At 60.6% G+C, this 13,663-nt stretch carries 13 protein-coding genes; 7 read left to right on the forward strand and 6 right to left on the reverse strand.

The features are described 5' to 3' along the window. Nucleotides 1-48: 48 nt before the first annotated feature. On the reverse strand, nucleotides 49-333 hold the full coding sequence (locus tag NJC40_RS17350; RefSeq protein WP_253140429.1) for a hypothetical protein: 285 nt from the start codon (nucleotides 331-333) through the stop codon (nucleotides 49-51). A 301-nt stretch (nucleotides 334-634) separates the two neighbouring features. On the opposite strand from NJC40_RS17350, the gene htpG reads away from it, so the two are divergent. Together htpG and NJC40_RS17360 are read left to right on the forward strand one after the other, a co-directional pair. Then, nucleotides 635-2,542 (forward strand): molecular chaperone HtpG, encoded by a 1,908-nt coding sequence (htpG, locus tag NJC40_RS17355; protein ID WP_045490159.1) that lies wholly within the window; start codon nucleotides 635-637, stop codon nucleotides 2,540-2,542. 63 nt (nucleotides 2,543-2,605) lie between these two features. Beyond that, entirely contained in the window at nucleotides 2,606-3,334 is a 729-nt protein-coding gene (locus NJC40_RS17360) for a dienelactone hydrolase family protein (protein WP_253140430.1), read from the forward strand. Nucleotides 3,335-3,576: 242 nt separating this feature from the next. Here NJC40_RS17360 and NJC40_RS17365 read toward each other — a convergent pair whose 3' ends face one another. After that, on the reverse strand, nucleotides 3,577-4,431 hold the full coding sequence (locus NJC40_RS17365) for a pirin family protein (RefSeq protein WP_253140431.1): 855 nt from the start codon (nucleotides 4,429-4,431) through the stop codon (nucleotides 3,577-3,579). A 35-nt stretch (nucleotides 4,432-4,466) separates the two neighbouring features. Next, entirely contained in the window at nucleotides 4,467-5,210 is a 744-nt protein-coding gene (locus NJC40_RS17370; protein WP_253110546.1) for a GntR family transcriptional regulator, read from the reverse strand. A 632-nt stretch (nucleotides 5,211-5,842) separates the two neighbouring features. Between NJC40_RS17370 and NJC40_RS17375 the strand changes: the two genes are divergently transcribed. From NJC40_RS17375 to NJC40_RS17395, 5 genes are all read left to right on the forward strand, one after another. Then, nucleotides 5,843-6,694 carry a glycine betaine ABC transporter substrate-binding protein gene (locus tag NJC40_RS17375; RefSeq protein ID WP_045490169.1) on the forward strand — a complete coding sequence of 284 codons (852 nt, stop codon included), beginning with the start codon at nucleotides 5,843-5,845 and terminating at the stop codon, nucleotides 6,692-6,694. Nucleotides 6,695-6,795: 101 nt separating this feature from the next. Further along, nucleotides 6,796-7,914 (forward strand): quaternary amine ABC transporter ATP-binding protein, encoded by a 1,119-nt coding sequence (locus NJC40_RS17380; protein ID WP_253140432.1) that lies wholly within the window; start codon nucleotides 6,796-6,798, stop codon nucleotides 7,912-7,914. Beyond that, nucleotides 7,911-8,765: an ABC transporter permease gene (locus tag NJC40_RS17385; RefSeq protein ID WP_253140433.1), complete on the forward strand. Its 855-nt coding sequence runs from the start codon at nucleotides 7,911-7,913 to the stop codon at nucleotides 8,763-8,765. The genes NJC40_RS17380 and NJC40_RS17385 overlap by 4 nt, the downstream gene beginning before the upstream one ends. Continuing rightward, entirely contained in the window at nucleotides 8,762-9,616 is an 855-nt protein-coding gene (locus NJC40_RS17390; protein WP_045490178.1) for an ABC transporter permease, read from the forward strand. The genes NJC40_RS17385 and NJC40_RS17390 overlap by 4 nt, the downstream gene beginning before the upstream one ends. Nucleotides 9,617-9,761: 145 nt before the next feature. After that, nucleotides 9,762-10,793 carry a GlxA family transcriptional regulator gene (locus NJC40_RS17395; protein WP_231906445.1) on the forward strand — a complete coding sequence of 344 codons (1,032 nt, stop codon included), beginning with the start codon at nucleotides 9,762-9,764 and terminating at the stop codon, nucleotides 10,791-10,793. A gap of 126 nt (nucleotides 10,794-10,919) precedes the next feature. Here the strand turns inward: NJC40_RS17395 and xopAW are convergent, their stop codons facing one another. The 3 genes from xopAW to NJC40_RS17410 form a co-directional block, all read right to left on the reverse strand. Then, complete coding sequence (gene xopAW, locus NJC40_RS17400) at nucleotides 10,920-11,579, reverse strand: EF-hand domain-containing protein (RefSeq protein WP_253140434.1); 660 nt, start codon at nucleotides 11,577-11,579, stop codon at nucleotides 10,920-10,922. Between the two features lie 114 nt (nucleotides 11,580-11,693). After that, nucleotides 11,694-12,740 (reverse strand): sensor histidine kinase, encoded by a 1,047-nt coding sequence (locus tag NJC40_RS17405; protein ID WP_253140435.1) that lies wholly within the window; start codon nucleotides 12,738-12,740, stop codon nucleotides 11,694-11,696. Continuing rightward, nucleotides 12,737-13,486 (reverse strand): response regulator, encoded by a 750-nt coding sequence (locus NJC40_RS17410; protein WP_045494595.1) that lies wholly within the window; start codon nucleotides 13,484-13,486, stop codon nucleotides 12,737-12,739. The genes NJC40_RS17405 and NJC40_RS17410 overlap by 4 nt, the downstream gene beginning before the upstream one ends. Nucleotides 13,487-13,663 lie beyond the last annotated feature (177 nt).

Raw genomic sequence — 13,663 nt, forward strand, 5'->3', positions numbered from 1 at the left:
ATAAATAAGGCCCGCATTGAGCGGGCCTTATTTATTTAAGCCGGGTAATTAAGGCTTGGTGCCGGTTTCCGGAGTGGTGGCCGGTGTCGGAGTGGTCGGTACCTGGCTTGCGTTTTCCTCTGCACGTTGCTGAGCGGCCTCGCTGTTCTTCTGGGCCGCTTCCTGGCTTTCCTTGGCCGCGTCATTCACTTTTTCCTGAGCCTTCTGCATCGACTCCTGGGATTGTTCGGCGGCTTTGTTAGCCTCTTGCTGAGTGTTTTCTGATTTTTTGTCGCAAGCAGCCAGGCCTACAGTGGCAGCCAGCATCAAGGCATAAGCAAAAGATTTACGCATGAGGTGTTTCTCCTTATTGAATACCTAACGTGGCTAAGAACGCGGTGTCACAAGGGAAGTTCCAACGCATTGTCAGAATATTAAAATGCTATGATCGGGGAACTTTCTCGTGTTTCCATTACTTTACAAACGCCGAAAATAGCGTCGCGCTGACAGTGTCTGGAAGCTGGTGTGCGCGGCCCTGTGTGCCCAGCTGCAATCTGCCCCTTGAAATCCTGCGCACCGCCCCCACCTAGATGACAACCCGCTGCCAGCCGTGGTGCTTCCGGCAGCTCGTACCATCTGATTGGAGTTAGATGACATGAGTGTGGAAACTCAAAAGCAAACCCTGGGCTTCCAGACCGAGGTGAAGCAACTGCTGCACCTCATGATCCATTCGCTGTATTCCAACAAGGAAATCTTTCTGCGCGAATTGGTCTCCAACGCTTCCGACGCCGTCGATAAACTGCGTTTCGAAGCCCTGGCCCGCCCTGAGCTGCTCGAAGGTGGCGCCGAGCTGAAAATCCGTGTCAATTTTGATAGCGACGCCAAAACCGTCAGCATCGAAGACAATGGCATCGGCATGAGCCGTGACGACGTGATTGCCCACCTGGGCACCATCGCCAAGTCCGGTACTGCCGACTTCATGAGCAACCTCACCGGTGATCAGAAGAAGGACTCGCACCTGATCGGTCAGTTCGGTGTTGGTTTCTATTCGGCGTTTATCGTTGCCGACAAGGTTGATGTCTACAGCCGCCGTGCCGGTGCCCCGGCCAGCGAAGGCGTGCATTGGTCGTCCAAGGGTGAGGGTGACTTCGAAGTTGCGACCGTGGAAAAGGCCGAGCGTGGCACGCGCATCGTTCTGCACCTGAAAAGCGGTGAAGAAGAGTTTGCCGATGGCTGGCGTCTGCGCAACATCGTCAAGAAATACTCTGACCATATTGCCCTGCCGATCGAGCTGCCCAAGCAGCAGGCTGCTGCCGCTGAAGGCGAACAAGCGCCGAGCGAAGAATGGGAAACCGTCAACCGTGCCAGCGCGCTGTGGACCCGTCCGCGTACCGAAATCAAGGACGAGGAGTATCAGGAGTTCTATAAGCACATCGGCCATGATTTCGAGAACCCGCTGAGCTGGAGCCACAACAAGGTCGAAGGCAAGCTGGAATACAACTCGCTGCTGTACGTACCGGCCCGTGCGCCGTTCGACCTGTACCAGCGCGAAGCGCCACGCGGCCTGAAGCTGTATGTACAGCGTGTGTTCATCATGGACCAGGCTGAGTCGTTCCTGCCGCTGTATCTGCGCTTCATCAAGGGTGTGGTCGATTCCAACGACCTGTCGCTGAACGTGTCCCGCGAGATCCTGCAGAAAGATCCGATCATCGACTCGATGAAGTCGGCGCTGACCAAGCGCGTGCTGGACATGCTTGAGAAACTGGCCAAGAACGAACCCGAGCAGTACAAGGGCTTCTGGAAAAACTTCGGTCAGGTCCTCAAGGAAGGTCCGGCCGAAGACTTCGCCAACAAGGAGAAGATCGCCGGTCTGTTGCGCTTCACCTCCACTGCAAGTGAGGGCGGCGAGCAAGAGGTGTCGCTGGCCGATTACCTGAGCCGCGCCAAGGAAGGTCAGGACAAGATCTACTACCTGACCGGCGAGTCTTATGCGCAGGTCCGTAACAGCCCGCACCTTGAAGTCTTCCGCAAAAAGGGCATCGAAGTACTGCTGCTCACTGACCGCATCGATGAGTGGCTGATGAGCTACCTCAGCGAATTCGACGGCAAAGGCTTCGTCGATGTCGCTCGTGGTGACCTGGACCTGGGCAAACTGGACTCCGAAGAGGACAAGAAGGCTCAGGAAGAGATCGCCAAAGACAAGGAAGGCCTGGTCGAGCGGCTGAAAACCGCACTGGGTGAATCGGTCAGTGAAGTGCGGGTTTCCCATCGTCTTACCGATTCGCCAGCGATCCTGGCCATCGGCGAGCAGGACCTGGGTCTGCAAATGCGCCAGATCCTCGAAGCCAGCGGTCAGAAAGTCCCTGACTCCAAGCCGATCTTCGAATTCAACCCGGCCCACCCGCTGATCGGCAAGCTCGATGGCGAGCCGGATGAAGACCGCTTTGTCGAGCTGTCGCACATCCTGTTCGACCAGGCGGCGCTGGCTGCCGGTGACAGTCTCAAAGACCCGGCCGCCTACGTGCGCCGTCTGAACAAGCTGCTGGTCGAACTGTCGGTTTGATGAGCGCTTAAAAAAACCCGCTTCGGCGGGTTTTTTTATGAATCCAGTAATCAGGAGTCAGTCATGAGCAAACTGAGTGTACGTTCCGTTATTTGGCACATCGAAGGCCAGGCATTTGAAGGGCGTCTGGTATATGACGCAGACGCCGCGCAACTGCAGCCGGGCCTGCTGATGGCGCCGAACTGGATGGGTGTCAGCCAGGGCGCTGAAGACATTGCCAGGCAGGTGGCCGGGCAGGGTTATGTGGTGTTGCTGGCCGACCTTTACGGGCAGGATGTGCGCCCGGCCAATGGCGATGAAGCCGGGGCGGCGATGATGCCGTTGAAGAATGATCGTGGGCTGTTGCGCCAGCGCATGCAGGCCGCGCTGGCGCAGTTGCTGGCCCAGCAGGATGTGCATCTGGACCCGCAGCGCATCGCCAGCTTCGGCTTCTGCTTCGGCGGCTGCTGCGCACTGGAGCTGGCCCGTAGCGGGGCCGATCTGAAGGCGGCGGTGTCGTTCCACGGCACGCTGGATACACCGAACCCGCAGGACGCCCAGAACATCAAAGGATCGGTGCTGGTGTTGCATGGCGCTGCCGACCCGTTGGTGCCCAACGAGCAGCTACCGGCGTTCGAGGCCGAGATGGACGCTGCCGGCGTCGATTGGCAACTGCTCAGCTACGGTGGCGCGGTGCATTCGTTTACTGACCCGGCGGCTAATGTGCCCGGCAAGATTATGTACGACGCCAGGACCTCGCGCCGGGCGTTTGCCAGCCTGTACAACCTGCTGGATGAAGTCTTCGCCCGCTGAGGCGCAGACTGGCGCAGGAATGGCTTGAGCCGCGAAGGCTCCCTGACGTTCGCAGCTAAAGCCAATACTGTTCAGTTAAGTACACAAATCTCGGTGGGAGGCAGCTCTGCTGGCGAAGACGGCGGCGCATTCGCTGCGGATGCTGGGACTTTACTGGCCTCTTCGCGAGCAGACCGGAGCGCCGGCCGGCTCTTCCCACCGGGTCCGCAGTGCTTATCTGAAAAGTATTGCAGCTAAAGCCGCTATCGGGGTAATTCGATCCGGCCGGTCTCGCCCGGCACCTGCGGCCAGTCTCCGGCGGCCCAGCGTTGCCGGGCGCGGTCGATCAGGGCGATGTCGCTGGCGACGAAGTTCCAGTTCATCCGGCGTGGCCCGTCCAGCGGCGCGCCACCGATCAGCGCCGCATGGCAATCACTCTCGGCGCACAGGTTGATGATCTGGCCCGGTGGCAGGACTGCCAGGGTGCGTGGCAGCAACGCTTCGCCGTCCAGCGAGGCCTCGCCGGCCAGCAGATACACTGCGCGTTGTTCGTGTTCGCAAGGGATGGCCAGTGTGGTGGCGGTGCCCAGATGCAGTTCGGCGTACAGTGTGGGTGACAGCACCGGGACCGGGGAGCTCAGACCAAAGCCGTGGCCGGCGATCAGTCGAATGCGAATGCCCATGGCGTCGCTGACAGGCAGTTCGGTAGCCCGGTGATGGCTGTAATGGCCGGCACCTTGTTCATGTTCTTTGGGCGATGCCAGCCAGACCTGCAGCCCGTGCAGCCGTGAGCCGTTGTGCAGGACTGCCGGCGGGGTACGCTCGACATGGGCGATGGCTGCGCCGGCAGTCATCCAGCTGACCTCGCCAGGCCCCACCGGCTGGTCGCTGCCCAGGCTGTCCTTGTGCTGCAGCTGGCCCTCGAACAGGTAGGTGAGGGTCGACAGGCCGATATGCGGATGCTGCAAGATGTCCATGCCGTTGCCTGGTGCATAGACGTGGGGCAGCATGTGATCGAAAAACACAAACGGGCCGACACTGCGGCATCCTGCTGACGGCAGCGGACGCAGGATGGGCTGGCCTTCGACGGTTTCAGGGCGTGGGGTTACGATCAGCATGGCGGCTTATCCGTACGGTTGAACATCGCCTGATTTCAGTAGGCCAGCGCGACTTCCACACCGGCCGGGGCCGCGTACTCGGCCATGCGTCGGCGTGACAGTTCGAAGTGGGCGCGCACCACTTGGGCGGCGGTGTCCGGGTCGCGCTGCTCGATGGCCTCGATCATCTGGTCGTGCTGGGCACAGGCCAGTTCCAGGTCCTGCTGCATGTCACGGGTGGTGGGGTGGCGGTAAAACGTCTTGCCCAGCCGTGCGTGATCGATCAGCAGGCGGCGCAGGCTCGGCATCAAGTAATCGTTGTGCGCCATTTTGCCGATTTCAAGGTGAAATTCATCGTTGTAGATGATGCGGTTTTCCACGTCCTTGTCTTCGATCGCCTGACGGAAATTTTCCTGGATGGTACGTAGCCGGGTGATCTCGGCAGGCGTGGCATGCAGTGCAGCCAGTTGGGTGGTGGCGATGTAGATCAGCGGCGCAGACAGGAAAAAACTGTGCAGTGACTCGTGGCTCATGGCCGCCACGCGAGGCGCGCGGTTGGCCTCCAGCTCGATATAGCCCTCGGCCGCGATCTGGCGCAGCAATTCACGCACGGGCGGGCGCGACAGGCCGAACTCGTCGCACAGAGCCAGTTCATCGACCACCGCGCCGGGGGCCAGCTCCATGCTCAAGATGCGCCGACGCAATGTATCGCCCAGTACCACTTTACGGTCCGGAGAAATGTCGCTGCCTGCGGGTTCGGCATCGGCATGGGCTTTGATCGCGGGTTTTTTGCTTGCCATGGTTTATTGTCTACTTTTTGTATTACGGATATTGAGAGCTGCCGGGTTGCCTGTCTAGCGTTTTTTTAAAGCGCATCCGGCCATCGTCGTCCGGGCGAGCAGGGCGGTATTTGAGCATATTCCGGCGATTGGCCGGGCAGGCTCATTGCAATGCCGGGTGTTTCAGATATCAAGGCCAGAAAAAGCATAAATAGATGTTGGTGAAAGCGACTGGATCATATCCATTAGCGACATGCCCGAGGCGGTTTTTTTCCACCCTAACGCCTTGAAAGCCATGAAAAATACAGCTTCTGATGTATTTGTGTTGAATTTAATAGGTATACACAAAGAATACATTCCCATTGACCGGCGTCGGTGCGCATGCGAGTCTCATCGCATCCGCCATCGGCAACGGCCTCTCGCAGCGCTCCACAGCATGCCCGCGCCTTGCCCATAGATGGCTGCGGCACCACGACAACAGGGTTGTGTTCTCTACACCGATCGTTGCTTCTCTGGGCGCTGATAATCGGGCGTAAGCCTTCGAGCAGAACAACAAGAATATGCAGAGCTGCGGCACCCGCGGGTCTGTTTTTGAAGAGCAGGGCTTAACGCATAAAAGCCCGGACAGCAGTGTGTCAACCAGAGGATGAACCATGAAACGTTTATTGAAGACGCTTTGTGCAATGACGGTCGTCGGCATGACGGTAACCACCGTCCAGGCCGAAGAAAAAGTCATCAACATGGGCACGATTTCTTATGAGGACGTGACCCCGATCACCGGGATTACCAAGAAGGTTCTGGAAGACTCTGGTTACACGGTCAAGGTCACCACCTTTTCCGAATGGGGCATTGCCTACGCGGCCCTGAGCAAGGGTGATATCCAGATCCTCGCTTCGCAGATCGACTACGTGGCCCAGGACTACTGGAACAAGAACAAGAACCGTCTGGAGAAAATCTCCCCGGTTTCCCACGGCCTGTACCAGGGTGTGGCCGTGCCGGCCTACGTTCCGGTCGACTCGCTGGAGCAGCTCAACGATAACGCGAACAAGTTCAATAACCGGATTGTCGGCATCGAGCCGGGTTCGGGTCTGATGAACGAGGCGAGCACTGCGGTCAAAGAATACGGCATCAAGCTCAACCTGATCGAAGGCAGCAGCTCGGCGATGAGCGCGGCGCTCAAGTCGGCTGTCGACCGCAAGGAATGGGTCGCCGTGACCGTCTGGGAGCCGTCGTGGATGGCCCAGAAATATGAACTTAAATTCCTTAAAGATCCCAAGGGTATTTTCGCCCCGCCACAAAGTTACTACTGGATTGGTCGCAAGGGCTTCTCGGCCGAGAACCCGCAGGCGCGTGAAACCCTGGCCGGTATCTATGTACCCCTGTCGGTGATCACCGCCATCAATGGCGAGGTCAAGGACGGCAAGACCATGGACCAGGCCGTCAAGGACTGGACTGACAAAAACGCCGACCTGATCAAGCGTTGGGAGAATATCAAGAAGTACTGACTGCGCCTTGCGCCTTGGCCTCTAGCTTTTTAGAGGCCTCTTAATCTGCCGAACTTGCTATCAATAATTAGACCAGAAGCTTCTGGTTCGACGGGTGTGAAATGAATACAGTCAAAAATGACACTGATGAGGTGTTGGTCAGCTGTCAGTCGGTCTGGAAAGTGTTTGGCGACAATGCCCAGACCGCCATGCAGGCTTATATAGAGCGTGGCTTGAGCAAGAAGCAGATCCTTCAGGATTTTGGCTGTGTGGTGGGGGTTTCCGATGTCAACATTCAACTGCGGCGTGGCGAGATTTTCTGCATCATGGGCTTGTCTGGCAGTGGCAAATCCACGCTGATCCGCATGCTCAACAAACTGATCGCACCCACTAGCGGACAGATTCTGGTCAAGGGCAAGGACCTGGCCAAACTCGATGGCGCCGAGCTGCGTGATATCCGTGCCCGGCACATCGGTATGGTGTTCCAGAGCGTGGCGCTGCTGCCGCACCGCACGGTGCTGGAAAACGCCGCCTTCGGTCTGGAGGTGCGTGGGGTTGCCAAGGCCGAGCGGCACAAAGTGGCCGAGCAGGCGCTGGCCAAGGTCGGGCTATCCGACTGGGCCAACCGTTACCCCTCTGAATTGTCGGGTGGCATGCAGCAGCGTGTCGGCCTGGCGCGGGCGATTACCTCCGATCCTGAGGTGATCCTGATGGACGAGCCGTTCAGCGCCCTTGACCCGTTGATCCGTCGCCAGTTGCAGGATGAGTTCCGCGAGCTTACCAAGTCGCTGGGCAAATCAGCGGTGTTCATTACCCATGATCTGGAAGAGGCGATCCGTATCGGTGACCGCATCGCGATCATGAAAGACGGCATGATCATTCAGGAAGGCACTGCTGAAGAGATCGTCCTGCACCCGGCCGACGATTACGTGGCCGAATTCGTGGCGGGTATTTCGCGGCTGCACCTGGTCAAGGCCGAGGCGGTCATGACGCCTATTGCAGTGTGGCGCGCCGCGCATCCGCAAACCGATCTCAGCAGCCTGCCGGTAGCGGACATCCAGGCTGACCTCGACGATCTGATCAACCTGCTGATTCGCAGCGATTGCGAAGCTCTGGCGGTGGCTGACGGCGGCGTTGTGCAAGGTGTCGTCAGCCAGCGTGATCTGCTGCGCGGGGTACAGGGCAGCGCCAACGAATTCCAGGACCTCGCCCATAGCCCGGCAGTGGAGTCGACGCCATGAATCCCGCCGATTTTGCCTCGGCGTTCGATGAGAAAGTCGACGCCGCCCTGGAATGGACGGCGGAAAACTGGTCGACCGCATTCGATGCCCTCAACGATGCCTTGAAGAGCTTGTATCAGGCGGTCTACTGGGCGCTGGCGGTAGCCCCCTTCTATGTGGTTGCAGCGCTGATCGGCGCGCTGGCGTGGCGTCTGACCGGCAGCTGGAAATTTGCCGTCGGCACGGCGCTGAGCCTGTGCTTCTGCGAGCTGATGGGGCTGTGGCCGGAAACCATGAGCACCTTGGCACTGGTCTTGACGGCCACCAGCCTGGCGCTGCTGGTCGGGGTGCCGGCGGGGGTGGCGGCTGGCTTGATGCCGGCACTGGATCGGGTGACCGAGCCGACCCTTGACCTGCTGCAGACCTTGCCGCCCTACATCTATCTGTTGCCGGCCATCGCCTTGTTGGGCTACGGCTCGGGCACCGCACTGGTGGCGACTTTCATCGTGGCCGTGCCACCGGTGTTGCGCCTGACGTGCCTGGGTATCCGGATGACGCCCCGCCAGTTCATCGAGCTGGGCGAAGCCAGCGGCACGACGGGCTGGCAGCAATTCTTCAAGATCCGCTTGCTGTTTGCCTTGCCGAGCATCATGGCCGGGGTCAACCAGAGCCTGATGATGGCGTTCGGCATGGTCGTGATTGCCGGCATCGTCGGTTCCGGCGGGCTAGGTGAAGCAATCTATGCGGCGATCCGGACCCTGGATATCGCCAAATCGATCAATGCGTCGATTGCCATTGTGGTGCTGACTCTGATTCTGGACCGCATGACCCAGAGTCTGATCCGTGGCGATGACGCTGGAGGCCGCCCATGAGCCTGTCCGATATCAGATTCTCTCCAGGTCAATACCTGGCACCGGTGGTGGACTGGCTGAACGCCAACCTGCACCCGCTGTTTGCTGCGATCAGCCGAGTGATCGAGTTCATCCTGGGTGGTTGCGAAGCCGCATTGCTGGCGCTGCCGGCCTGGCTGATCATGCTCGCCGTGGCCGGGCTTGCGTACTTTTTCATCAACCTGCGGGCGGCTTTGCTGGCGCTGGTGATGCTCGGCTTCTGCCTGATTTGCGGGCTCTGGACCGCGTCGATGCAGACCATCGCGCTGGTCACGGTGTCGGTGCTGATCTCGGTCAGCGTGGCGTTCCCGCTGGGTATCCTGGCGGCGCGCTACAAGCGCATGGACGCTGCGGTCGGCCCGTTGCTCAACGTCATGCAGACCGTACCACCTTGGGTCTACCTGATTCCGGCAGTCATGGTGTTCAGCCTGGGCAAGGTGCCGGCGATCATCGCCACCATCATCTACGGCGTGCCGCCGATGATGCGCCTGACCACGCTGGCCTTCAAACAGATCCCCAAGGACTTGCTGGAACTGGGCCAGGCCATGGGCGCGCCGCCCCGGGCGATCCTGTTCAAGATCGAGATTCCGGCGGCCATGCCGACCCTGCTGGTGGGGTTGAACCAGTGCATCCTGTTGTCGCTGGCGATGGTGGTACTGGCCGGCCTGGTCGGTGCCGGTGGCCTGGGGGCGGAAGTCACCCGTGGCCTGACCCGCATGGAAATGGGCCTGGGGCTGCGCGCCGGGCTTGCGATCGTGGCAGTGGCGCTGCTGCTTGATCGTCTATCACGCGGTGCGCTACAGCGTAGCAACATGTCGTCCGCAGACCAGTGAGTGTCGGCCAGCGGCGTATGATGCTGCGGGTCACGATCAAACAAAGCCGGGTAACCGGGCCAGTTGTGCCGGGCCCGGTTTTCATATGAATAACAAAAGTGTGTAGAGGCCGCGATTGGTCGAGAGAAGACAGTTCAGCGGAGGCATGCAAGGGCAGAACCTCCGCTACGTGGGCGAGAAGAGTGAAGCGCCACGCCAGGCTCGAATCGGTTTTCTGCTGCTTGAGCATTTCTCGTTACCGGCCTTCACCCAGGCGCTGGACACCCTGGTGACGGCCAACCTCATCAAGGCTGGCGTGTTCGCCACCCGAACCTTCAGCCTTGATGGAGAGTCAGTGACCAGCGACCTGGGCCTGGTGATCTGCCCGAACTCAATTGTCGACCCCGCCCAGGTGCAGGATCTGGACTTGCTGGTGGTGTGTTCCGGCTTGCGCACGCCATTGCGCGCCAATCCGCTGCTGACCCATGTGCTGCATTTGGCTCAGGACAAGGGCGTTGCCCTGGCCGGGCTATGGAGCGGCGCCTGGTTTCTGGGGCAGGCCGGGCTGCTCGATGGCTACAAATGCGCTATTCACCCTGAGCAGCGTGCTGCATTGGCCGAAACTGCCCGCGAGAGCCAGGTGACCAGCGAAAGCTACATGGTCGACCGCGACCGGCTCACCGCGGCCAGCCCCACCGGCGCCTTTAATATGGTGCTGGAATGGATCAATAAACTGCACGGCCGCGGTCTGGTGGATGCGGTCATCGATATCCTCGCCTTCGAAGAGTCGCGCTATCGCCGGGCGCGCCCGTCGCTGCACGAGAAAATGAGCGAGCCGCTGCGTGAAGCGATCAACCTGATGAGCGCCAATATCGAAGAGCCGTTGAGTCAGGACCAGCTGTCGACCTATGTCGGCCGTTCCAAACGGCAGATCGAGCGCCTGTTCAAGGAACAGCTCGGCACCACGCCGGTGCGTTACTACCTGGAACTGCGCATCACCGAAAGCCGCCGCCTGCTGCAGCATTCCGATCTGCCGATCGTGGAAGTCGGAGTCGCCTGCGGGTTTGTTTCACCCAGCCACTTCAGCAAGTGCTACACCTCGTTCTACGGCTACCCGCCGTCACGCGAAGTGCGCTTTGGCAACGTCAGCGGCTTGCGCACCGCCCGGCAGCGGGCGCTGGCCAAACAGGCTCAGTAGCGCTTATGCCGATCGCTTGACCGTAGGAGCGGCCGGGCGGCGATCCGCTTCAGCTGCGAAGCCTTTCGCGGCTAAAGCCGCTCCTACGCCGATCCCGTTGCCCTTGATTGTCGCCTGTGCCCGTGCTCAGGCCGCCGTGTCCAGATAACGCCCTACCGGTTTGCTGCCTTCGGTGTCGTAACGCTCACCGAGGGCGGCAATCATCCGGTTCAATGCCTGAGTGTCGAGCTGGCGGGTATTGCTGCTGTCAGCGTCGGCGGCCTGGTTTTGCGCGGGCGGCGGGCCGGCCGGTGGCTGCTGCGGTTGCAGGGCGGCGGTCAGTTCTTCGAGGCTGACTGTGCCGTCTTCGTTGCTGTCCAGGGCGCTGAACACTTTACTGCTGTCGGCGCTGCTGCCGGCATTGCTCAGCGCAGTGGTCAACTCATCATTGCTGACCGCGCCGTCGGCATCACTGTCCAGTGTACCCAGCAGGTCTGTGGCCAGGCTGGCGACATCGAAGCCTTCCCGGCCTGGCGGTGGTGGCGGGGTGAAAGCGGCCAGTTCCTCTGCGTTGAGGCTGTCGTCTGCGTCGCTGTCCAGCGAACTGAATGCCTGGCTCAGGCTGACACTGATACCGTCCTTGCTGTCGTTGCTCAGCGCGCTGCTCAGTTCATCCTTGCTGATACTGCCGTCTTCGTCGGCATCGAGTTTGGTGAGCAGCATTTCCTGAAAACGCTTGCTCGGGTTGCTGGCGACATTGCTGGTACTGGTGTAACTCGAATAGTTGTTGCTGATTGCATTGATCATCGGACTGACTCGCTCGGCTGATGGGCGCCGATAACCAGTTATCGGCCCATACAGGCTCAGCGATCCAGGTGTCGCCGCGATGTAGGCTGTGTATCGACGCTGCTACAACCGGCCTCAGGCGCGCGGCAGGTTCAGCACGGCAGTCAGGCCGCCGCCCGGTGTCTGGCTCAGTTGCAGGTCGCCGCCCATCCGCCAGGCCGCTTCGCGGGCGATGGTCATGCCCATGCCGACCCCGCCGGAATTGCGGTTGCGCGAGCCTTCAAGGCGATAGAACGGCTCGAATACGCTTTCAAAGAACTCCGGGGCGATACCGGGACCGTTATCGACCACCGCGATGCGTACCCGATCAGCCTCATCGAGGATGTCGACGTGGGCGCTGCCGGCATAGCGCAGCGCGTTGTCGATCAGATTGTGCAGGCACGAGCGCAGCGCCATCGGCTGGGTCTTCAGTGGGCGGCAGATGCCCTGATAGGTCACCTCGTCGCCGTTGTCCTGGGCGTTTTCGGCCAGCGACTCGATCAGTGCCTGCACATCGAACTGCTGCATGGCCTCGCTCTGGCGGTTCTGGTTGAAGTAGCTCAGGGTCGCATCGATCATGCCGATCATGTCGTTGAGGTCCTGGCTCATCTGATCATGCAGGCGCTGATCGTCGATTTGCTCGACGCGCAGCTTCAGGCGCGCCAGCGGGGTGCGCAGGTCGTGAGACACGGCGGCCAGCATGCGCGCGCGCTGCTGCAACTGTTCGCGGAGCTTTTCCTGCATCAGATTGAAGGTCTGCGCGGCCTGGCGCGCTTCGCGCGGCCCGGTGATGGCCAGTGGCGGGCTGTCGAGGTCGTCCGACAAACGCTCGGCCGCATCGCTCAGGCGCCTTACCGGGTTGGCCAGCGCTTTTGCGCCATACCAGGCAGCAATCACCAGGGTCACTAACTGAAAGACCAGCGGCACCACCGGCCCGCCAAACAGCGGCGGCTTGGGTCGCCCGGGCGGTGGCCTGGAGCTGCCATCATCGGCGCGTAGCTCGACAGTCGGCGCATCATTGCGCGGCGGCGGTGGCGGGCCGTAGTGGGTAAACCAGGCAAAGGCCAGCAGATGGGCCAGCAGGATCGCGGCCAGAGCCCCGCCAAACAGCCGGGCAAACAGCGTGTCGGCCGAACGGATCAACTCAGCTCCCGGGCGTCGAACAGGTAGCCTTCACCGCGCACGGTCTTGATCAGTTGCGGATTTTTCGGGTCTTCACCGAGTTTCTGGCGCAGGCGTGAGACCAGCAGGTCAATACTGCGATCGAAGGCTTCGATGGAGCGCCCACGTGCGGCATCGAGCAGTTGCTCGCGGCTCAGCACCCGGTGCGGGCGCTCAAGGAATACCCGCAGCAGCCGAAACTCGGCGTTCGACAGCGGCACCACCAGGCCATCTGGCGCAATCAACTGGCGCAGCACGCTGTTCAGGCGCCAGGCGTCGAACCGTATGGTGGTGCGTTGATCACTGCGGTCATCACGGATGCGGCGCAGCACGGTCTGGATCCGTGCCACCAGCTCACGGGGTTCGAACGGCTTGGCCATGTAGTCGTCGGCGCCCAGTTCCAGGCCGATGATCCGGTCAGTCGGTTCGCAGCGTGCGGTGAGCATCAGAATCGGGATGTCAGAGCTGCTGCGCAGCCAGCGGCACAGCGACAGGCCGTCCTCGCCGGGCAGCATCAGGTCCAGCACCACCACATCGAAGCTGCCATCGGCCAGGGCCTGGCGCATTTGCACGCCGTCGGTCACGCCAGTGGCCTGGATATTGAACCGTGCCAGGTAATCGCACAGCAGTTCACGAATTGCCACGTCGTCATCGACGATCAGGGCGCGGGTGGTCCAGCGCTGTTCGTTGGCTGAGTCGTCGGCGAGGCTGTCGGAGAGTGCTTGCATATGCGTTTGCTGCCTGAAAGGGCGCCTGAACAGGCGGCGAGTCATGATCGAGCGGCTGGCCATTATGGTGCCAGCGAGCGGTGCGCAAGCTTGCCGTCGGGGAATGTCTGGCGAATGTCGCCAATGTATCAGGCCTGACACATTTTGCCATGGCCAGCCAGCGCTATGTGCAGCGTC

It is taken from the genome of Pseudomonas sp. 21LCFQ02 (assembly GCF_024129895.2).
In the GTDB taxonomy this organism is placed as follows: Bacteria; Pseudomonadota; Gammaproteobacteria; order Pseudomonadales; family Pseudomonadaceae; genus Aquipseudomonas.